Here is a 20517-nt window from a genome sequence, read left to right on the forward strand (position 1 = left end):
CTCGAAACCTGCGGGCATGGGGTCAGCGGTAGATCGCCACATGGATCGGCTCGCCGACGCGCGCATGGCCGCGGTACATGCCTTCGGTATTGAACGGCAGCGCGACATTGCCGGCCGCGTCGATCGCCACCAGCCCGCCCCGGCCCTGGATCGCCGGCAGGCTCTGCATCACCACGGCATGCGTTGCCGCTTCCAGCGAGCTGCCGGCATAGCGCATCCGCGCCGAGATGTCGTAGGCAGCCACCGCGCGGATGAACATCTCTCCAGTACCGGTGGTCGACACCGCCACCAGTTCGTCGGCATAGCAGCCGGCGCCGATCACCGGCGTATCGCCGACGCGGCCGAGCTGCTTGTTGGTGATGCCGCCGGTGGACGTGGCCGCGGCAAGCCTGCCCTGGCTGTCGAGCGCGACCGCGCCGACGGTGCCGAACTTGGTACCCGGATCGAGGGGCTCGCCGCCCGCCTCGTCGGCATTGGCGCGCGCGGCGAGCGCGGCGGCATCGTGATCCAGCAGGGCCATGCCGTTGCCCGCGCGGGCGCGTTGCCATTGCGCGTGGCGCTCCGGCGTGTAGTAGTAGTCCGCTTCGACCAGCGGCAGGCCCTGTGCCTGCGCGAACGCCTCCGCGCCATCGGCGGCGAACAGCACATGCTCGCTGCGTTCCATCACGACGCGCGCCGCCAGCACCGGATTGCGCAGCCGCTTGACACAGGCGACCGCGCCCGCGTCGCGCGTGGCGCCGTCCATCACCGCGGCGTCGAGCTCATAGGTGCCCGCGTTGGTCAGCACGGCGCCCTTGCCGGCATTGAACAGCGGGCAGTCCTCCAGCAGCCGCACCGCTTCGGTCACCGCATCGACGGCGCTGGCGCCATCGGCCAGCAGGCGCTGGCCCGCGCGCAGGGCCTGTTCGAGCGCGGCGATGTACTGCGCTTCCTTGTCCGCGTCCATCGCGGCGCGGGTAATGGTGCCGGCCCCGCCATGGATGGCGATCACGGGCGTGGGCTTGGAGGTCGATCGGTCTACGTTCATATTGCTTGGTCGGCCTGCGCGGCAGGCAACTCGGGAAGGCTCGGGAGCATTATTCGGTGCCGGTGTCCGGACGCCGGCGCCGTGGCGCCTTGCCGGACCCCGGACGGGGCCTGGACTGGGTGTCGCTGGCCGCGGCGGTGCGGCCGGAGTCGCCGCGCGCGTGAGTCTGATGCAGCCAGGGCAGCACGAATTCGGTCATGTCGGCGGCGGCCTTGACCGAACCGGTGGCGCGGTGCGCGACCGCACCGCACAGCGCCTCGATCATCGCCAGCACCGCCGCGTCGGAGTTGGCCGACAACTGCCGGCCGGCGCTGACATACAGCGCGATATCGGCAAAGGGCGCCAGCGGCGAGGTCGGGCCGTCGGTCAGCGCCAGAATGCGTGCGCCGTGGGCGCGGGCCCGCTCGGTCAGCGCGACGCTGTCATAGACATAGCGGGGAAAGGCGATCGGAATCACCAGGTCGCGGCTGGTCAGCTTGAACAGCTGCCGCGCCGCGGTCGACGCGCCGCCGACGCCGGCGACCGTGATCACCGTGCGGCAGTACATGTCGAGCCCATGCTGCAGCAGCCCGGCCAGATAGCCGCTCGCGCCGAAGCCGAGCACATAGACATGCTCGGCCTCGAGGATCGCCGTCACCGCGCGTTCGCAGGCATCGGCATCGAGCGCGCGGCGCGTGGCCTGCAGGTTGCGCTCGTTCTCTTCCAGCGAGGCAGCGATGATCTCGGTGATCGTCGCCGGGCGCTCCAGTTCGGTGCGCAGCTTCTCGACCGGCGCCAGCGTGGCCTCGAACCCGCGCACCAGTTCGGCGCGAAATTGCGGGTAACCGTCGAAGCCCAACGCATGCGCGAAGCGGTTTGCCGTCGCCACCGACACCTGCACCGCCTGCGCAAACTCGTCGATCCGCATCGTCGCCGCGCGGAACGGGTTCGCCAGCACGTAGTCCGCCATGCGCTGGTGCGCCGGCGTCAGCGACGGGAATACCTTCGCAATGCGCTGGGAGACGGTGGTCTCCGGCGCCGGGTCTGCCACGGAATCGGCCGGCCTGGCAGCCGGGTCCGAACGGGAAACGGTCATGGCTCTGCGGTGGGCCGGACGCAAATTGGTGCATCCGGCGAACGGCTATCGATGTAAACAAATTTACACGCAATAGCTGTGCCATGAAAATAGAGTTTACGAGAGAAAGGGTTTACCCGTATCTATTCGGCGGCTTCGCTCCCTGCTGTCATTGACTGTGCTGTCCAACTCGTTTAGATTGCCTGGATCGAAGCGACTGACCGGATGAGATCGAGCGCTTCCCAGCGGCGAAAGCCGTACCCGCGCAAGGCGAGTCGAAAGTGGTGTCCGGATCTGCTGTACAGAAAGGCGCCCCAGTGGCGCCTTTTTTATTGTCGGCTTATCTTTTGGTGGCCACCGGGTGACCCAGATACACCTTTCCACACAGCAAGACAAAGCCTATGGAACCAAGGAAGACTGGCGCCCGTTCGGTCTGGTGGTAGGCACTCTCCACGATCAGATTCAGGTCCTGGGACCGCCTCCGCTCGCCCAAGGCTCGACGGACCTCAAAGAAGACATGATATGGACCTTTGGGGTCCTGGACGGTCATCGAGTACGCCCAGTTACGCCGTGACGATGTTTGCCAGACTTTTGCCTTCGGATGATTTAGCCCAAGAATCACGCTGGGAAGCTTCCGAGACAGACGATAGCGCACCGGGCAAAAGACACGTGGCCGGTGCGTGTTGCCGTCGAAGATGGGTTGTTTGAAGTCGGGCGCCGCATCCAGGCACCTTTTCGTGAAGCAATGATTCGAAAAGGTGACGCGCATGCGAAGCGTCTTCTTGGCGAGGCCGCTTTCAACTTCCAAATTGAACGGCTCCAGGTGTGCAAAATCGATGATCTCGCCCTCGACCGCTGCAGGCGGGAAGTAAGGTCGTGCCACGAGCTGGTCCTTGCAGTCGCCCCTTGAACGAGGCACAAAGCGGCGATTCTCGGACAAGCGCTACCGTATCGCTTGCCATGCGGAACGCTTCTTGCAGCTTTCGAACTTCCCCGAAAAGCAGGAGGCACCCATGCCAGCGCAACGCCGAATCCTGGTGGTCGCGACCAACGTCGACCAGTACCAAAAAGTGGGCTTTCGTACCGGCCTGTGGCTCAGCGAACTGACGCACTTCTGGGATGTGGCCGAGGAAGCGGGCCATACGCTGCAGCTGGCGTCCCCGTCGGGCGGCAAGATCCCGATCGATCCCGAGAGCCTGATGCTGTCGGAACTTGCACGAAGTGCCGGCATGCGCAGCAGTGTTTTCAAACGCTATGAGGACCGGATCTTCATGGACGTGCTGAACGACACGGTGAACGTGGCGTCGGTCGATCCGGGCGAGTTCGATGCCATCTACCTGACCGGCGGGCATGGCGTGATGTTCGACTTCCCGGGCTGCGAGCCGCTGGCGCGGCTGATCGCGGCGATGTACGAGCAGGGCCGCGTGGTGGCGGCGGTGTGCCACGGCCCGGCCGGCCTGCTGGACGTCAGGCTCGGCAATGGCGAGCTGCTGGTGCAGGGCAAGCGCGTGACCGGCTTCTCGTGGAACGAGGAGATCATGGCCAAGCGCGACTTCGCCGTGCCGTTCGGGCTCGAGCAGGAGCTGGGCAAGCGCGGCGCGCAATACAGCAAGGCGATGCTGCCGTTTGCGCCCTATGTGGTCGAGGACGGGCGCCTGATTACCGGACAGAACCCCGGTAGTGCGTATGGCGTCGCCAAGGCCGTGCTGCGCACGATGCGGTTGTCGGAGCCGGCGGCCGAGCCGGCCTGACGTGCCGGCCTGACGTGCCGGCCTGACGTGCCGGCCTGAGCGTGCCGGCCTGAGCGTGCCGGCCTGAGCGTGCCGGCCTGAGCGTGCCGGCCTGACCGTGCCGGCCCGAACGTGCCGGCTGGAGCATGCCGGCTTGAATTGCCGAGTGACTGCCCGGGCGGCGGCCCGAACGGTCAGCCGCCCTCCCCCATCGCCGGCAACACCCGGCCCGGATTCATCAGGTTCTTCGGGTCCAGCGCCCGCTTGACCTGCCACATCAGCTCGAGCTCGACCTGCGACTTGTAGCGCCGCAGATCGTCGCGCTTGACGGCGCCGATGCCGTGCTCGGCCGAAATCGAGCCGCCTTCGCCGTGGGCGAGGCCGTCGACCAGATCGGATACCGGCTTGTACCACTGCGCGAGGAAGCCCTTGGCATCGGCGTCCTTCGGCCGCAGCGGATTGAAGTGGACGTTGCCGTCGCCCATATGGCCGTAGATCACCATGCGGGCATCGGGCACCAGCTCCAGCACGCGGCGCGAGGCCTCGTCGACGAAGCCCGCGATGCGCGACAGCGGCACCGACACATCGCACTTGATGCTGCCGCCGGTACGTGTCTGCGCATCGGAGATTTCCTCGCGGATGCGCCAGAAGGTCTGCGCGTCGGCGACACTGGCCGCGATCGCGGCGTCGTGCACCAGTTGCTGTTCGTAGCCGCTTTCAAGGATTTCGAGCAGCGTCGCTTCGAGGCTGGCGGCATCCGCGCCGGAACTCAGCTCGATCAGCACCATCCAGTCGTGCCGCTGCGCCAGCGGCGAAGCGACGTTGCCCAGATAGTCGAGCACCAGGTCGAGCGCCGGGCCCGAGATCAGCTCGAAGGCCGTGACGGCTCCGCCCGACAGCCGCTTGGCCTCGCCGAGCAGGCGCACGGCCGCGTCCGGCGATGCGACCGCAACGAAGGCGACCGCGTTCGCACGCGGCTGCGGCATCAGCTTCAGTACCGCGGCGGTGATGATGCCCAAGGTCCCTTCGGCACCGATGAACAGGTGTTTCAGGTCGTAGCCGGTGTTGTCCTTGCGCAGGCCGCGCAGCGACGAGTAGATGCGCCCGTCGGGCAGCACCGCCTCGATGCCGAGCACCAGGTCCCGCATATTGCCGTAGCGCAGCACCGCGGTGCCGCCGGCGTTGGTCGACAGATTGCCGCCGATCTGGCACGAGCCTTCGGAGCCAATGCGCAGCGGGAACAGGCGTCCGGCCTCTTCCGCCGCGGCGCGTGCGGCGGCCAGCGTCACGCCGGCCTGCACGGTCAGCGTGTCGTTGACCGTATCGATCGCCAGCACCTGGTTCATGCGGCTGAGGTTCAGCACCACGGCATCGCCGCGCGTGTCCGGCACCGCACCGCCCATCAACGAGGTATTGCCGCCCTGCGGCACCACGGGCACGCCGTGCGCATCGCACCACGCCATCACCGCGGCGACCTGCCCGGTGCTCGACGGCAGCACCACCACGCTGGCCTTGCCGCGGCTGATGCGCCGGTAGTCGGTGACATAGCTCTCGGTATCGGCATCGGCAACGAGGCAGGCGTTGTCGCCGACGATGGCTTGCAGGGCGCGCAGCGTGGCGTCGCGGGTGGAACTATCCAGGGACATGGTGCGGAGAAACCGGAAAAAGCGTTCAGTAGGCAGCGGAGGACTGTTGTGCGGGGACGGCGCCGTTCTCGCGGAAAGACGCGGCCAGCTGGCGCGCGGCCTTGGCGAACAGCAGCACGTCGACGCCGGTGGCGACGAAGGTGCAGCCCAGCTCCAGATAGCGCCGCGCCAGTCCGGCATCGGACGTCAGCGTGCCGGCCGCCTTGCCGCTGGCGACGATCGTGCGCATCGCGTTCTCGATCGCGGCCTGCACCTCCGGGTGGCCGGGATTGCCGCGATGGCCCATCGACGCCGCCAGGTCGGCCGGGCCGATAAAGACGCCGTCGATGCCGTCGACCGCGCAGATCTCCTGCAGATTCGCCAGCGCGGTCACGGTCTCTGCCTGCACCAGCAGGCACACCTCGTCGTCGGCGACATCGAGATAGTCGGTCCGGCCACTCCAGCGCGAGGCGCGCGCCACGGCGCTGCCGACCCCGCGGATGCCTTGCGGCGGATAGCGCGTGGCGCTGACCAGCATGCGCGCCTGCTCGGCGGTATCGACCATCGGCACCAACAGCGTGGTCGCGCCGATATCGAGCAGCTGCTTGATCAGCGGGACGTCGCCCGCCACCGCGCGCACCACCGGCGCGCTCCGATAGGCGGAGACCGCCTGCAGCTGGGCCAGGATGCTGCGCACATCGTTGGGGGCGTGCTCGCCGTCGATCAGCAGCCAGTCGAAGCCGGCCGTGGCCGCGACCTCGGCCAGATACGGCTCGGCCATCGACAGCCACAGGCCGATTTGCGGCCGGCGGGCGGCCAATGCGGTCTTGAAGGGATTGGATGCGGGCATGACGGATCCTGTCAGAGCGATGCGGGTTCGATGGACCTGGGGACTGGCCTGGTGCGGCATGGTACTGCCTTGCAGGGCTGGGCTCAGTCCAGCTGGCCCTGGCACAAATACTTCAAATGCAGGTAATCGTCCAGTCCGTGGCGCGAGCCCTCGCGGCCATAGCCGGATTCCTTGACGCCGCCAAACGGCGCCGCCTCGGCCGCGATGGCGCCTTCGTTGATGCCGACGATGCCGGTCTCCAGCGCCTGCGCGACGCGCCAGATGCGGCGCACATCGTTCGAATAGAAGTAGGCCGCGAGGCCGAACGGCGTGTCGTTGGCGTGGCCGATCACCTCGTCCTCGCTGGCGAAACGGAAGATCGGCGCGACCGGGCCAAAGGTCTCCTCGCAAGACAATGCCATTTGCGGCGTGGCGCCGGTCAGCACGGTGGGCGCGTAGTAATGCGGACCGTCCTCGGTACGCACGCGCTTGCCACCCGTGACGACGCGCGCGCCCTTTGCCACCGCATCTACGACGTGTCGGGCGATCTTGTCGACCGCGCGCGCATTGATCATCGGGCCGATCTGCGAGCCCGCCTCGCTGGCCGGCCCGACCTTCAGCGCTCCGACGCGCCGCGCCAGCCGCTCGACGAAATCGTCGTGAACGGCCTCGTGCACGTAGATGCGATTGGGACAGACGCAGGTCTGGCCGCCATTGCGGAACTTCGAAGCCATCAGCCCTTCGACCGCGGCATCGAGGTCGGCGTCCTCGAACACGAGGAACGGCGCGTTGCCGCCGAGCTCCAGCGACAGCTTCTTCAGCGTCGCGGCGGACTCGCGCGCCAGGTGTTTGCCGACCGGCGTCGAGCCGGTGAAGGTGATCTTGCGCACGCGGCTGTCGTCGAGCCAGACGTCGACCACCTCGGGCGTGCGTTCCCGCGATGCGGTGACGATGTTCAGCACGCCCGGCGGCACGCCGGCGAGCTCGGCCAGATAGACCAGCGCCAGCGCGGTCAGCGGCGTGTCCTCGGCCGGCTTGGCGACCACGGTGCAGCCTGCCGCCAGTGCCGGCGCGATCTTGCGCGCGATCATCGCCAGCGGGAAGTTCCACGGCGTGATCGCCGCCACCACGCCGACCGGTTCCTTCAGCACCAGCAGCTTGCGGCCCGGCACGGCCTCAGCCACGATGTCGCCGCAGATCCGGACCGCCTCGGCCGCGAACCATTCGACATACGAGGCGCCGTACTGTACCTCGCCGCGGCTCTCGTGCATCGGCTTGCCCTGCTCCGCCGAGATGATGCGGGCCAGGTCTTCCTGGTGCTCGAGGATCAGCGCGTGCCAGCGCTGCAGCAGCTGCGCGCGCTCCTTCGCCGGGCGGCGGCTCCAGCCGGCGAAGGCGGCGTGGGCGGCATCGGCGGCGCGGCGCGCATCGTCGGCCCCGCTGTCCGCGACCTGCGTCAACGTCGCTCCGTTCGCGGGATTGGTGACATCGAGGCGGCCGCCGGCCGCGGCTGGCTGCCAGTGGGCGCCGATCAGGTTCTGGCCGCGCAGCAGCGCGGCATGGGAAAGCTGCAGGGACATGATGCGATGGTGGTCCTAGAAAGGATGCGGCGGGTCAGCTGACGATGCCCATATGCCAGGGCACGAACTCGTTGTCGCCGAGACCGAGCAGCTCGCTGCGGGTCTTCTCGCCGGAGGCGACGCGCAGGATATGTTCGAAGATGCGCTGCCCCATTTCGGCGACGGTCAGTTCGCCGTCGACGATGACGCCGCAGTTGATGTCCATGTCGTCGGCGAGGCGCCGGTACATCGGCGTATTGGACGCCAGCTTGATCGTCGGCGCGGGCTTGGAGCCGAACATCGAGCCGCGGCCGGTGGTGAAGCAGATCAGGTTGGCGCCGCTGGCGATCTGGCCGGTCACCGCGACCGGGTCATAACCGGGCGAATCCATGAAGACGAAGCCGGCCTTGTCGATCGGCTCGGCATACTGGTACACGGCCTGCAGCGGCGTGGTGCCGCCCTTCATTGCCGAGCCCAGCGATTTCTCGAAGATATTGGCAAGGCCGCCCTGCTGGTTGCCGTGGCCGACCACACCGTTGAACTGCGCGTTGTGGCCGGCGGTATAGCGCTCCCACCAGGCCAGCCGGTCGAGCAGCTTCTGGCCGACCTCGGGCGTGACGGCGCGGCGCGTCAGCATGTATTCGACGCCGTGAATCTCGGGCGTTTCGGACAGGATCGCGGTGCCGCCGTGGCGTACCAGGATATCCATCGCGGCGCCCAACGCGGGATTGGCGGTGATGCCGGAGAACCCGTCCGAGCCGCCGCATTCGAGGCCGATCTTCAGATGGCTGGCGGGAACCCGCTGACGTCTCGCGGCATTTGCGGCCGGCAGCATCGATTCGATCGCCCGGATGCCGGCGGCGATGGTCTCGCGCGTGCCGCCGGTGTCCTGCATCACCATCGTATGCAGATGGTTGCCGGGCTCCAGCTGCTGCGACTCGACCAGCGACGCGACCTGATTGCGTTCGCAGCCCAGGCCCACGATCAGCACGCCGGCCAGATTCGGATGGCGCGCATAGCCGGCCAGCGTGCGGCGAAGCAGATCGAAATGCTCGCTCGGCGACGACATGCCGCAACCGGTGCCATGAGCGAACGCCACCACGCCATCGACGTTCGGATAGGCCGCCAGCCGCTCCCGCGTGAAATGGTCGGCGATATGCCGGATCACCGTGGCCGAACAATTGACCGACGACAGGATGCCGATGAAGTTGCGCGTGCCGACGCGGCCGTCCGCGCGCACGAAGCCCTGGAAGGCCGCGCGTTCGGCCTCGGGCACATAGTCGATCGGCCGCACATCGCTGCAGAAGGCGGGATCGCGATAGAAGTCGACCAGCTTCAGGTTGTGCGAATGCACGTGCTCCCCCGGCGCGATATCGCGATCGGCCACGCCGATCACGGTGTCGTACTTGCGCACCGGCTCGCCCTTCGTGATCGCGCACGCGGCGATCTTGTGGCCGGCAGGCACCTGGGCCCGCGCCCGCACGCCAAGCTCGGGCAGCGGCTGTCCCAGCGCCAGCTCCTGGCGGGCGATCAGCACGTTGTCGTTGGCGTGCAGGCGGATGACGGCATTGACGTTCACGTCGAACAATTCCTGTGGTTGGCGAGGGCGATGGTGGTCTGCGCCAGGCACATCGGCGCTGAAGGGATCAGCTCTGCTGCAGCATTTCCTTCAGCTTCAGGCGCTGGATCAGCTGGGTTTCCTGCTCGTAGACCGCCGCCACGTACTTCTTGTAGTCGGGCCCGTCCAGATACATGACGGGTGCGTCGATGCGCGCGGCGACCTGTCTGAATTCCTTGCTGGCCACCGCGGCGCGGAAGGCGTCGCGCAGCTGCTTCTCGATCGCTGGGTCCAGTCCCTTCGGTGCGCCGATGCCGTTGGGTGCCTCCACCACGACGTCGTAGCCGAGCTCGCGCAGCGTCGGCGTGTCCTTGAAGCGCGGCGTGCGCTGCTCGCCCCAGGTCGCCAGCAGACGCAGCTTGCCGGATTCGACATGCGGGGCCCACGAGCTGGAATCGGCCAGCAGGTCGACCTGACCGCCGAGCACGTCCTGCAGCGCCGCCGAGCCGCCCTTGTAGGCGATCGCGTTGAAGCGCACGCCGGCGGCCAGCGCGAACTGCTCCATGCCAACATGGGTTGCACCGCCGATGCCGGCGTGGGCATAGGTCAGCTTGCCCGGATTGGCCTTGGCCGCGGCGACGACATCCTGCAGCGTCTTGTAGGACGAGCCGGCCGGTACCGCGATGCCGAAGGTCTGGCCCGAGGTACGTGCCAGATAGGTCAGCTCCGTGCGCGGGTCGATCTCCAGCATGCCGAGCTGCGAGAAGCGCGTGACCGAGATCGGGATCTGGCCGATCGTGTAGCCATCGGGCTTGGCCCGCGCCAGTGCGCGGGTGCCGATCATGCCCGAGGCGCCGGCGCGGTTTTCGACCACGATCGACTGCTTGAGGATGCCGGAGGCGACCTGGCACAGCGCGCGCATCGACTGGTCGGCGGTGCCGCCGACCGGCCACGGGCAGATGAAGGTGATCGGGCGGTCGGGATAGGTTGCGGCGCTGGCGCTCCGGGCCAGCAGCATGCCGGCGGTACCGGTGGCCGCCGCAGCGGCGGCCGTGGCAACACCGGCGCTGGCGCCGAGGATCAGGCGGCGGCGCGCGGGATTGGTGGGGGAACCCTGGTTCATTGTCGTCCTCGCACTGTGTTATCGGTGGTGGCCGGCGTGCATCGAGGCAACGCCATGGGCGGCATTGTGTCCGGTCATGACATAACGATCCAATCCAATATCGTCATTGCTTGATAACCTTCCCGTTAAGTAGGCCGCGAGGTAGACTGCGCGCCATGCCCCATATCGACCGCGCGCTGCGCTCCAATATCAAGCTACGCCATCTGCAGTTGCTGGTGGCGCTCGACGAGTTCCGCCATCTCGGCAAGACCGCCGAATTCCTGTCGATCAGCCAGCCCGCGGTGTCCAAGACGCTGACCGAGGTCGAGAAGATGCTCGGCCTGGTGCTGTTCTCCCGCTCGACCCGCGGCACCGAACCGACCGCGGCCGGCGAAGCGCTGATCCGCTTCTCGCGCCGCGTGCTGGCGCAATACGATCGCACGCGCGAGGAGATCGAGGCTGTCGACACGGGCGCGGCCGGCCGCGTGCGCGTCGGCGCAATGGGCGCCGCGCTGCCGGTGCTGCTGGCACGCGCCACCGCCCGGCTGAAGGCGCGCTCCGCGCAGGCCACCGTGCTGATCGAGGAAGGCGATCTGACGCACCTGCTGCCGAAGCTGCGCCTGTCCGAGCTCGACCTGATCGTGGGCCGGCTCGAGCCGGGCTATGCGGCGCCGGACCTTGCAACCGAGGCCCTTTACAACGAGCCGATGGTGGCCGTGGTCCGGCCTGGACATCCCCTCGCCGGCAAGCGCAGGGCCGGCTGGGCGGACCTGGCGAAGCTGCCATGCGTGATGCCGCCACCGTGGGCCTCGCTGCGCGTCAAGCTGGAGCAGGCGTTCCTCGCGCAGGGCCTGGAGCCGCCATCGGACCGGATCGAGACCTCATCCTATCTCGCGGTCTCGACCTTCGTTACGCAGCGCGACGCGGTCGGCTTCCTGGCACGCTCGGTGGCAAGGCAATTCGCCAGCGAAGGCAGGCTCGACATCGTAAAGATCGCCGTGCCGATCGAATTGCCGCCGGTGGGAATCATCACGCTGCGCGCCTCGCGCGAAGCCGGACTGGGCGCCAGCGCGGACCATCTGGTGGATTGTTTGCGGTTGGCGGCGGCGGAGATGGGGACGGGTGAAGCCCCGCGGCGGCGAGGTGTACGACAGGGAAAATGAGTTCCGTTGAGGTGTTATCAAACGTCGGCAATTTCCCCGAATTTGCCGACGTTCGATAACGGTGTGTGCGCCACTGTCCCGACGACAGACACGCCGCTCCGGCACCTCGCTTCCAGAACGCGAATAGTCACCGGCCCTTCCCTGCTGGCACGCCGCCCTTGGTAAGCGCCTCGATGGCGCGGGCCGCGGCCAGATGCTGGGGCACCGACAGCCCCTGCGCCGCGTTGGCCGGCGAGATCTGCGCGCCTTGCGCGCTGCCACGCGCGGTGAAGTCAGCGCCGGGCGCATAGACGTTGCGCGCGATCGCGCCGACCTCGGCTTCGGACAGATCGGCGGCCACCAGCAACTGCGCGGCGACGGCCACGGTTGCCACGCCGTCGGTCTGGTTTGCATAGGTGCCGGCGGGCACCGTATATCGCAAATAACCACGGCCGGAATCGGCCAGCGCGGCGGCGGCCTTCTCGCCGAGCGGAAGCAGGCGCAGCGGAATCGCGGCCAGCGCGTCACGAATGCTTTCCGATGGCACGCCGATGATCTGGATCACGGCGTCGACCTCGCCCTGCCGCAGCGCCACCAGCGAGGCGTTGATGCCCAGCTCGTGTCCCGCAAAATCCGCCGACTTCAGGCCGTGCGCGGCCAGGACTCGCAGGGCCGTGCGCTGCGACGCGCCGCCCTTCTCGCCAATGGCGACACGCTTGCCGCGCAGGTCCGCCACCGTCTTGACGGCCGCATCGGCGCGAACGAGAACATGGACGGCCTCCGGATACAGGCTGCCGATCGCGCGCAGCGACGTGAACGGTCCATCGGCGGCGAAGTCGCCGTCGCCGCGGTAGGCGTCGAGCGCCGCGTCGGCCTGTGCCAACGCCAGCGAGGCCTTGCCCTGGCGCAGCATGCGCAGGTTCTCGTCGCCGCCCTTCGTGACCAGCGGCACTACCCTGGCGCCGGGATTGGCCGCCAGCGCCTGGGCAAAACGCAGGTACTGCCCGCCCTCCGCGCCCGCCGCCAGCGGATAGCCCTGGTTGGCGCGGGCAAGCCGCGCGCGGATGCTGGCATGCGCAGCGGCAAGTTCCTGTGCGATCATCGCGTGCTGTTCGGGCGAGGACTCGGCCGGCACGGATTCGACGATGCGGCGGACCGCTTCGAGCATCGCCGCCGCGCCCTGCGGGGCGCTGCCCGCATACGCGGGCGCCGTGACGGGGCGATAGCCGCCCGACACCACCGGCATCCATCGGCCACCCTCTTCGCGGTACACCGCGGCGCCGTGCGCACGAATGATGTCGCCCGCCTTGTTGCCGCCCAGCGCGATGCCCTGCACGCCCTTCGGCGCCGCACCGAGCGCCGAGATCAGGCCGGCCACGCCGGGCGCATCCCATGCACCGAAGTCGAAGTCGCGCGTCAGCTTCAGCTCCGCGTCGAAGTAGACGACGCGCCGGGCTTCGCCGGGCGGTCCGCGCCGATCGGTTTGCGAGCCTTGCCGCCGCAGTTCCGCCAGCTCGACCGTTCCCGGGGGCAGCGCCTGCGCCAGCCGCGCGGCGACGTCCTTGCGCAGCGCGCCGGCGTCCGGGCCGCGTTCGCATCCCGCCAGCAGCGACGCGACGATCAGGACAAACAGGGCGGACAACAGGCGGCGCACGATCAGCCTCCCATCAGCGGCATCGCCAGCATCAGCGTCAGCACGAAGGCATTCATGATGTCGACGAAGAAGGCGCCGGCCAGCGGCGCCACCACGAAACTCTTCGGTGCCGGCCCATGTTTCGCGGTGATGGCCTGCATATTGGCCATCGCGGTAGCGGTCGAGCCCATGTTGAAGCCGATGAAGGCGGCCGACAGCACCGCGGCCTCGTAGTCGCGCCCCATGAAGCGGAAGCAGACCAGCACGACGTAGAGGACGATGAACACCACCTGCATCGCGATGATCGCGATGAAGGGCCCCGCCGACAGCGCGACGTCGACCAGGTCGAGCGCCATCATCGTCATCACTAGGAACAGCGACAGGCTGACAGTGGAGATCAGCTCCGCCGGCCGGTCGTCGAAGCGGACGCCGGCCAGCGGCAGCAGGTTCCGGATCGCAATGCCGGTCAGCATGCACCACAGGAAGCCGGGGATCGTGATGGCCTGGCCCGAGAACAACGAGGCAAGCCAGCGTCCGACCACTACCGCCACCAGGATGCCGCCCAGCGCGCCGACCGCGGCCACCGTCGTGATCGGAAAGCCGAGGGCTTCGGCCTCGACGCTCGCCTCGTCCTCGCCCTGCGAACGCAGCCGATATCGCGAGATCAGGTACTGCGCGACCGGCCCCGCGATGATGCCGCCGACGATCAGGCCGATCGTCGCCACCGTCATCGACAGCTCCATCACCGACTGCAGATTGTTGATCTCGGCGAAGCGTTCGGCATAGGCCGCGCCGGTGCCGTGTCCGCCGACCAGCGTGATCGAACCGCCGACGAGCCCGAAGATCGGATGCAGGTCCATGGCCTTGGCCATGCCGACGCCGACGATGTTCTGTACTGCGATATAGGGAAACAGCACGATCAGGAAGATGACCAGCGCCTTGCCGCCCTGCTTGAGCGCCCGCAGGTCGGCGCCCATGCCGACGCCGGCGAAGAACATCAGCAGCAGCACGGGCTTGATGGCGGCGTCGATGACGACGCGAAACTCGAACAGCGCGGCCGCGATCGCCGCGGCGGCGGCAAACAGGACACCGCCGGTGATCGGATCGGGAATGTTGTAGCGCGACAGAAAGCCGACGCGGCGATTGATCAGCGTACCGAGCAGCAGGACCAGCACGGCGATCAGCACCGAGGCGACCGGATCGAGGCGAATCTGCATCGGATTCCCATCCTTGCCCGCCGGTACCGGCGGAAAAGTGACGCGTATGGATCTATGCCAGCATAGACGCGACAAATGCGAACCGCAATGCGCAAAAAAAATGCCGGACGCGATCGAGCGCGTCCGGCATTCGTGCAAGCGCGACGGAAGGCTACGCCGCCGACTGCGTCAGCTCGGGCGTGCCCGGCGCCGCCGGCGCCATCGCTTCGCCTGCCATCGCCTTGCGCAGCTGATCCTTGTCCAGCTCGCCTTCCCAGCGCGCGACGACGATCGCGGCGGTCGCGTTGCCGACCAGATTGGTCAGCGCGCGGCATTCCGACATGAAGCGGTCGACGCCAAGGATCAGCGCCATGCCCGCGACAGGCACCGACGGCACCACGGCCAAGGTGGCAGCCAGCGTGATGAAGCCCGCGCCGGTCACGCCGGCCGCGCCCTTGGAGCTGAGCATCGCGACCAGCAGCAGCAGGACCTGATCGCCGAACGACAGGTGGATGTCGCAGGCCTGCGCGATGAACAGCGCGGCCATCGTCATGTAGATATTGGTGCCGTCCAGGTTGAACGAATAGCCGGTCGGCACGACCAGGCCGACCACCGACTTGGCGCAGCCGGCCCGCTCCATCTTCTGCATCAGCGTCGGCAGCGCGGCTTCCGACGAGCTGGTGCCCAGCACCAGCAGCAGTTCCTCGCGGATATAGCGGATCAGCTTGACGATCGAGAAGCCGTTGTAGCGCGCCACCAGGCCCAGCACGATCAGCACGAACAGCAGCGAGGTCAGATAGAAGGTGCCGACCAGCATCGCCAGGTTGGCCACCGACTTGATGCCGTACTTGCCGATGGTGAACGACATCGCGCCGAACGCGCCGATCGGCGCGACCTTCATCAGGATCGACACCAGGCGGAACACCGGCAGCGTGACCGCCTGCAGGAAATCGACCACCGGCTTGCCACGCTCGCCGACCAGCGCCAGCGAGATGCCGAACAGCACCGCGACGAACAGCACCTGCAGGATGTCGCCATTGACCATCGGGCTGAGCACCGTGGTCGGGATGATGTTCATCAGGAAGCCGGTGATCGTCGAATCGTGCGCCTTGGCGACATAGCCGGACACCGCGTTCGAATCGAGCGAGGCCGGGTCGATGTGCAGGCCGTGGCCGGGCTGGACCACGTTGCCGACGATCATGCCGACGGCCAGTGCCAGCGTCGAGAACGTCAGGAAGTAGATCATCGCCTTGCCGGCGACGCGGCCGACCTTCTTCAGGTCCGACATGCCGGCGATGCCGGTGACCACGGTCAGGAAGATCACCGGCGCGATGATCATCTTGACCAGCTTGATGAAGCCGTCGCCCAGCGGCTTCATGCTCGAGCCGAGATCGGGCCAGTAGTGGCCCAGCGCGATGCCGGCGACGATGGCGACCAGCACCTGCACGTACAGATGGCGATAGAACGGACGAGGCTGCGCGGCCGTGGCCGCGGCGGTGTGGGTGTCGATCATGCGGGTGTCCCCTGCCAATGGGCTGCCGGGCGCCATGCAGGGGCACGCGGCGGCGAGTTTCTTGAAATATCCTGGCCGAGCGGATGCGGCGCCGGACCAGCCGCTATCGCAATGCGTGTGCCAGCCAAATGTCTTTCACAACTCTTTGATTTTTAATGAAAAAATCCTGAAGCGCCGAGCAGCTCGCTGGCGTTTGAGTGGAAATCCACATAGAATTCGGTCCGGTTGTATGGAAATCCACACAACTTTTGCCGCACACGCGACCCTGCAGGCCTCGGCTCTGCAGGCTCGACCGATCCGCTACCCCGCGCCCACTCCACCGCTCACGATGGCCGAACCGCCCGCCTCCACCCTGCCGGCCGACCCAACGCCCGCGCGCCGGTCCTTCTCGCCGCGCGCCGCTGTCGGGGTGGCCCTGGCGGTGCTGCTGATGCTGGCGCTGACCGTCGCGGTGCTGCGGTGGGTCGAGCGCGCGGCGCATCGCGAGGCCACCGCCGCGGTCACCCAGCGTGCGCTGACGGCCGCGCAGTTCAACGTTGCCACGCTGCGGCGGGATCTCGAGAAACATCGCGCGCTGCCGTTCGTGCTGGCGCAGGACCCGGACCTGAAGACGGCGCTGGCGACGGCCGACCCGCAGCGCCTTGCCGCGCTCAACGGCAAGCTCGAGGCACTGGCGGCCGGCACCGGCGCCTCGGTGATCTACGCGGTGGACCGCCGCGGCCTGACGGTCGCCTCGAGCAATTGGCGCGGCCCCGACAGCTTCGTCGGCGAGAACTACGCCTTCCGGCCCTACTACCAGGGCGCGATGGCCGGCGGCGCCGCCGAGCACTTCGCCCTCGGCACGATCAGCCGCCGCCCCGGCCTGTACCTGTCGCACCGGATCGAGGAAGCAAGCGGACAGCCGCTGGGTGTGGTGGTCGTCAAGGTCGAGTTCCCCGGCCTGGAGGAAGACTGGGCGCATCTGGCCGAGCCGGTCTTCGTCACCAACAGCGACGGCGTGGTGCTGCTGACCAGCGAGCCCGGATGGCGCTTTGGCTCGCTGGTGCCGCTGGGCGAGGCAGCGGCCGAGCAGTTGCGGCGCAGCCTGCAGTTTGGCGATGGGACCTTCGCCCCGCTGCCGGTCCGGCCGTTTTCGGCCGCGGCCGGTGGCGCACCGGCGCGCAAGCCGCCTGCCAGCGGCGAGGAGGTGCGTGCGGACGTGCCCGGCCATCCGGCCGGCGACAGCTATATCCACGTTGCCTTGCCCGTGCCCTCCACGCATTGGACCTTCCACCTGCTGGCGCCCAGCCGCGACGAGCGGACCGGCACCGCGGCGCGGATGCAGGCGCAGGCGCTGGTGGTGCTGCTGCTCGCCTGTATCGCCGTCGCCACCGCGATCTACGCACGGCGCCGGCTGCGGCGGCACAACGCTCAGCAGGCCGCGATCCGCGCCGAATTGACGGCGCGCGTGCAGGCGCGCACCGCCGAACTGCAGGCCGCCAACGACCAGCTGCGCGCGGAAATGGAAGAGCGCCGGCAGGCCGAGCTGCGTCTCCATGCCGCGCAGGAAGAACTGGTGCAGGCCAACAAGCTGACCTTCCTCGGCCAGATCGCCGCCGGCGTCGCGCACGAGATCAACCAGCCGGTGGCCGCGATCCGCAGCTATGCGGACAACGCCGGCAGCTATCTGGAGCGCGGCGAGGCCGAGGGGGCCCGCTCCAGCCTCGCGCGCATCGGCGCATTGACCGAGCGCATCGGCGCCATTACGGGCCAGCTGCGCGCGTTTGCCCGCAAGGGTTCGGGCGCACGAGAGCCGACGCCGGTGGACGACGCGATCGACGGCGCGCTGCTGTTGCTCGGGCCGCGCCTGCGCACGCAGCCCGTCGCGCTGGTGCGTTCCGGCGACAAGGGTCTGCGCGTGCAGGCCGAACGCCTGCGGCTCGAACAGGTGCTGGTCAATCTGCTGCAGAACGCGCTGGACGCCGTGGCCGACCGCGACGATGCGCGGATCGACATCGCGACGCATGCCGACGAAGCGCGTGTTCGCATCGAGATCGCCGACAACGGTCCCGGCATCGCGCCCGACATCGCCGAGCGGCTGTTCACCCCCTTCTCCACCTCGAAGCGCGAAGGCATGGGGCTGGGGCTGGTGATCAGCCGCGACATCGTCGCCGACTTCGGCGGCACGCTCGATACGCGCTCCGGCAGCACGGAAAGCGGCGGGCCTGGCGGCGCCATCTTCACCATCACATTGAATTCATCCCCATGATGCAAACCACCGAAGGCCAGGCCAGCCATGGCCCGGTGCGCCGGGTCGCCCTGGTCGACGACGACCACGATGTCCGCGCAGCCGCGGCCGAGAGCCTGACGCTGGCCGGCTATCGGGTCGACGCGCACGCCAGCGCGCAATCCTTTCTCGACAGCCTGCGCGACGGCTATCCGGAGGTGCTGGTCACCGATATGCGGATGCCGGGGCTCGACGGCCTGCAACTGTTCGAACGCGTGCTCGAACGCGACGCCAGCCTGCCGGTGATCTTCATCACCGGCCATGGCGATATCGCGCAAGCGGTCGAGGCGATGCGCCGTGGCGCCTACGATTTTCTCGAGAAGCCCTACGCCACTCACCGCTTGCTGACCGCTGTCGGCCATGCCTGGGAGCGGCGCCGGCTGGTGCTGGAAAACCGCCGGCTGCAGGACGCCGCGACGCAAGCGGAGAGCGCCTGGCCGCTGATCGGCGTGACGCCCGCGATGGAGCGGCTGCGCCAGACCATCCGCCATATCGCCGACGCGGACGTGGATGTGCTGGTGGTCGGCGAGACCGGCAGCGGCAAGGAAATGGCCGCGACCGCGCTGCATCGGTGGAGCCGTCGCAGCGCCGGCGAACTGGTCGCGCTCAATTGCGCGGCGCTGCCCGAGAGCGTGATCGAGAGCGAGCTGTTCGGCCACGAACCCGGTGCCTTCACCGGCGCGCAACGCAAGCGGATCGGCCGCATCGAACATGCCAATGGCGGCACGCTGTTCCTGGACGAGATCGAAGGCATGCCGCCGTCGGTGCAGCTCAAGCTGCTGCGCGTGCTGGAGACGCGCAGCGTCGCGCCGCTCGGCACCAACGAAATGCGGCCGGTCGATCTGCGCGTCATCGCGGCCAGCAAGGTCGATCTGGGCGACCCCGCACAGCGCGGCGATTTCCGCGAGGACCTGTATTACCGCCTCAACGTCGTCACGCTGTATATGCCGCCGCTGCGCGAGCGGCGCGAAGACATTCCGCTGCTGTTCGAGGTCTTCACCGGCCAGGCCGCGCGCCGCTTCCAGCGTGAGGCGCCGCCGCTCAACGATGCGGTACGGCGCTACCTGAACACGCACGCCTGGCCGGGCAACGTACGCGAACTGCTGCATTTCGCCGAACGCTTCGTGCTGGGCGTGCATACGCTGCCGGCCGCGCCTGCCGCGCAGAGCGCGACGTCAGACGGTACGAGCGGCGAAGGCACGCTGGCCGAACGGATGGACCGCTACGAAGCCCAGCTGATCCGCGACACGCTCGCCGCCAACGGCGGCAATGTACGGGCGACACTGGAATCGCTGGGCATCGCGCGCAAGACGTTCTACGACAAGCTGCATCGGCATGGGATCGAACGGCGGCTCTATGTCAGCGACAGAACCGAATAGTCGGATGGCAGAACCGCCCACTTTCGAACTGCGCTAGAATCCGACCACTGCCCTAACCTGTCCTCTCCCGGATGCACATGACGGTGATGACTCTAGGTCGATACATGGCTCGCCTCGCGCGGGCCATGTCTGTTTTCGGGCCATGTTCCATGGCGCGCTCGGCCTCGCGCACCGGCGACCGATGCGTGTCAGCTGGCTTTGCCGCCAGATGCAGCAAGGCGCTTTGCGAGGTCTGCCAGCACTTCGCTACCCTGCAGTGCCGCGGCTGCCAGCCGACGCACATGATCCCGCAGATCGCGCGGCCATGATTCGGTCAGCATCACGAAGCGCTCGCCGTCACCGGCGTACAGCGCGCGGGACGCGTCCTCGTAGCCTGGCTGGTTGCCGAGCATCGCAAGCATGAAGCGGTCGGCGGCCTGCTGCGCTTCGCGAATCGCCTGTCGTCCTCCGTCCTGGGCACGCGCCTGCTCGACCAGTTTGCGCAGCGTCACCGAAGCGCCGCCCGGCTGTGCGGCGAGCCATTCCCAGTGGCGCGGCAGCAGGGTTACCTCGCGCGCCACCACGCCGAGCCTGGGACGGCCTGGCGTCCGGGGTTCGCCCCTGCTCTCTTCCCCTTCGCGTTCCGTCTGCTCCGAGGCCGGCTGTCGCCCCTCCGGCTGCAGCCTCGCGACAATCTCCTGATCCGTGCCGCGCAGGTCGAAATCGATCTGGCGGCCGCTGCGATCATCGAAGGCCAGTACCGCTGGCGCCGACGCGTCGTCCCCCCGTTGCGCGAGGGCGCGTTTGACGGCAAGGGCGACGGCGCCGGGCGCGCCGGAAGCCAGCAGGCGTTCGCCGATGAACGCGGTGCAGGTGGCGGGTTTCGACATGTTGGATCTCCGTGAACTGGCGCTATTTTATCCGG

Annotated in this window: 16 protein-coding genes; 4 read left to right on the plus strand and 12 right to left on the minus strand. The window is 68.1% G+C overall.

What is annotated here, in order from left to right:
* Positions 1 to 22: 22 nt before the first annotated feature.
* From FOB47_RS06740 to FOB47_RS06750, 3 genes are all read right to left on the minus strand, one after another.
* Positions 23 to 1027 (minus strand): isoaspartyl peptidase/L-asparaginase family protein, encoded by a 1005-nt coding sequence (locus tag FOB47_RS06740; protein ID WP_174780371.1) that lies wholly within the window; start codon positions 1025 to 1027, stop codon positions 23 to 25.
* A gap of 49 nt (positions 1028 to 1076) precedes the next feature.
* Positions 1077 to 2102, minus strand: coding sequence for a MurR/RpiR family transcriptional regulator (locus FOB47_RS06745; protein WP_174780372.1), 1026 nt, complete (start codon positions 2100 to 2102; stop codon positions 1077 to 1079).
* Between the two features lie 319 nt (positions 2103 to 2421).
* Complete coding sequence (locus tag FOB47_RS06750; protein ID WP_082371864.1) at positions 2422 to 2964, minus strand: hypothetical protein; 543 nt, start codon at positions 2962 to 2964, stop codon at positions 2422 to 2424.
* 130 nt (positions 2965 to 3094) lie between these two features.
* Between FOB47_RS06750 and FOB47_RS06755 the strand changes: the two genes are divergently transcribed.
* Positions 3095 to 3832, plus strand: a complete 738-nt coding sequence (locus tag FOB47_RS06755) for a type 1 glutamine amidotransferase domain-containing protein (RefSeq protein ID WP_174780373.1) — start codon at positions 3095 to 3097, stop codon at positions 3830 to 3832.
* Between the two features lie 173 nt (positions 3833 to 4005).
* Here FOB47_RS06755 and FOB47_RS06760 read toward each other — a convergent pair whose 3' ends face one another.
* From FOB47_RS06760 to FOB47_RS06780, 5 genes are all read right to left on the minus strand, one after another.
* On the minus strand, positions 4006 to 5457 hold the full coding sequence (locus FOB47_RS06760; protein WP_174780374.1) for an FAD-binding oxidoreductase: 1452 nt from the start codon (positions 5455 to 5457) through the stop codon (positions 4006 to 4008).
* 25 nt (positions 5458 to 5482) lie between these two features.
* Positions 5483 to 6286 carry a 4-hydroxy-2-oxoheptanedioate aldolase gene (hpaI, locus tag FOB47_RS06765; protein WP_053823756.1) on the minus strand — a complete coding sequence of 268 codons (804 nt, stop codon included), beginning with the start codon at positions 6284 to 6286 and terminating at the stop codon, positions 5483 to 5485.
* An 83-nt stretch (positions 6287 to 6369) separates the two neighbouring features.
* Positions 6370 to 7845 carry an NAD-dependent succinate-semialdehyde dehydrogenase gene (locus FOB47_RS06770; RefSeq protein ID WP_174780375.1) on the minus strand — a complete coding sequence of 492 codons (1476 nt, stop codon included), beginning with the start codon at positions 7843 to 7845 and terminating at the stop codon, positions 6370 to 6372.
* A gap of 34 nt (positions 7846 to 7879) precedes the next feature.
* The gene (locus tag FOB47_RS06775) at positions 7880 to 9403 is read right to left on the minus strand and encodes a UxaA family hydrolase (RefSeq protein ID WP_174780376.1); all 1524 of its coding nucleotides are present in this window, start codon (positions 9401 to 9403) and stop codon (positions 7880 to 7882) included.
* 67 nt (positions 9404 to 9470) lie between these two features.
* The gene (locus tag FOB47_RS06780; protein WP_174780377.1) at positions 9471 to 10505 is read right to left on the minus strand and encodes a tripartite tricarboxylate transporter substrate binding protein; all 1035 of its coding nucleotides are present in this window, start codon (positions 10503 to 10505) and stop codon (positions 9471 to 9473) included.
* Positions 10506 to 10660: 155 nt separating this feature from the next.
* Between FOB47_RS06780 and FOB47_RS06785 the strand changes: the two genes are divergently transcribed.
* On the plus strand, positions 10661 to 11647 hold the full coding sequence (locus tag FOB47_RS06785; RefSeq protein ID WP_174780378.1) for a LysR substrate-binding domain-containing protein: 987 nt from the start codon (positions 10661 to 10663) through the stop codon (positions 11645 to 11647).
* 127 nt (positions 11648 to 11774) lie between these two features.
* Here the strand turns inward: FOB47_RS06785 and FOB47_RS06790 are convergent, their stop codons facing one another.
* The 3 genes from FOB47_RS06790 to FOB47_RS06800 form a co-directional block, all read right to left on the minus strand.
* On the minus strand, positions 11775 to 13268 hold the full coding sequence (locus FOB47_RS06790; protein ID WP_315904298.1) for a TAXI family TRAP transporter solute-binding subunit: 1494 nt from the start codon (positions 13266 to 13268) through the stop codon (positions 11775 to 11777).
* 14 nt (positions 13269 to 13282) lie between these two features.
* Positions 13283 to 14476 (minus strand): sodium/glutamate symporter, encoded by a 1194-nt coding sequence (gene gltS, locus FOB47_RS06795; protein ID WP_174780380.1) that lies wholly within the window; start codon positions 14474 to 14476, stop codon positions 13283 to 13285.
* A 151-nt stretch (positions 14477 to 14627) separates the two neighbouring features.
* On the minus strand, positions 14628 to 15968 hold the full coding sequence (locus tag FOB47_RS06800; protein ID WP_174780381.1) for a dicarboxylate/amino acid:cation symporter: 1341 nt from the start codon (positions 15966 to 15968) through the stop codon (positions 14628 to 14630).
* A 328-nt stretch (positions 15969 to 16296) separates the two neighbouring features.
* Between FOB47_RS06800 and FOB47_RS06805 the strand changes: the two genes are divergently transcribed.
* Together FOB47_RS06805 and FOB47_RS06810 are read left to right on the plus strand one after the other, a co-directional pair.
* Complete coding sequence (locus tag FOB47_RS06805) at positions 16297 to 18216, plus strand: sensor histidine kinase (protein WP_174780382.1); 1920 nt, start codon at positions 16297 to 16299, stop codon at positions 18214 to 18216.
* Positions 18213 to 19613 carry a sigma-54-dependent transcriptional regulator gene (locus FOB47_RS06810; RefSeq protein WP_174780383.1) on the plus strand — a complete coding sequence of 467 codons (1401 nt, stop codon included), beginning with the start codon at positions 18213 to 18215 and terminating at the stop codon, positions 19611 to 19613. The genes FOB47_RS06805 and FOB47_RS06810 overlap by 4 nt, the downstream gene beginning before the upstream one ends.
* 188 nt (positions 19614 to 19801) lie before the next feature.
* Here FOB47_RS06810 and FOB47_RS06815 read toward each other — a convergent pair whose 3' ends face one another.
* Entirely contained in the window at positions 19802 to 20482 is a 681-nt protein-coding gene (locus tag FOB47_RS06815) for a DUF2239 family protein (protein ID WP_174780384.1), read from the minus strand.
* Positions 20483 to 20517 lie beyond the last annotated feature (35 nt).

The sequence above is a fragment of the Cupriavidus gilardii genome (genome assembly GCF_013347325.1).
GTDB lineage: Bacteria > Pseudomonadota > Gammaproteobacteria > Burkholderiales > Burkholderiaceae > Cupriavidus > Cupriavidus gilardii.

Excerpts from the sequence above, each read along its gene's own strand:
- FOB47_RS06740 (WP_174780371.1), bottom strand. The coding sequence starts at position 1,027 with ATGAACGTAGACCGATCGACCTCCAAGCCCACGCCCGTGATCGCCATC.
- FOB47_RS06785 (WP_174780378.1), top strand. The coding sequence starts at position 10,661 with ATGCCCCATATCGACCGCGCGCTGCGCTCCAATATCAAGCTACGCCAT.
- FOB47_RS06815 (WP_174780384.1), bottom strand. The coding sequence starts at position 20,482 with ATGTCGAAACCCGCCACCTGCACCGCGTTCATCGGCGAACGCCTGCTG.
- FOB47_RS06755 (WP_174780373.1), top strand. The coding sequence starts at position 3,095 with ATGCCAGCGCAACGCCGAATCCTGGTGGTCGCGACCAACGTCGACCAG.
- FOB47_RS06810 (WP_174780383.1), top strand. The coding sequence starts at position 18,213 with ATGATGCAAACCACCGAAGGCCAGGCCAGCCATGGCCCGGTGCGCCGG.
- gltS (WP_174780380.1), bottom strand. The coding sequence starts at position 14,476 with ATGCAGATTCGCCTCGATCCGGTCGCCTCGGTGCTGATCGCCGTGCTG.
- FOB47_RS06805 (WP_174780382.1), top strand. The coding sequence starts at position 16,297 with ATGGCCGAACCGCCCGCCTCCACCCTGCCGGCCGACCCAACGCCCGCG.
- FOB47_RS06745 (WP_174780372.1), bottom strand. The coding sequence starts at position 2,102 with ATGACCGTTTCCCGTTCGGACCCGGCTGCCAGGCCGGCCGATTCCGTG.
- FOB47_RS06800 (WP_174780381.1), bottom strand. The coding sequence starts at position 15,968 with ATGATCGACACCCACACCGCCGCGGCCACGGCCGCGCAGCCTCGTCCG.
- FOB47_RS06780 (WP_174780377.1), bottom strand. The coding sequence starts at position 10,505 with ATGAACCAGGGTTCCCCCACCAATCCCGCGCGCCGCCGCCTGATCCTC.
- FOB47_RS06770 (WP_174780375.1), bottom strand. The coding sequence starts at position 7,845 with ATGTCCCTGCAGCTTTCCCATGCCGCGCTGCTGCGCGGCCAGAACCTG.
- hpaI (WP_053823756.1), bottom strand. The coding sequence starts at position 6,286 with ATGCCCGCATCCAATCCCTTCAAGACCGCATTGGCCGCCCGCCGGCCG.
- FOB47_RS06760 (WP_174780374.1), bottom strand. The coding sequence starts at position 5,457 with ATGTCCCTGGATAGTTCCACCCGCGACGCCACGCTGCGCGCCCTGCAA.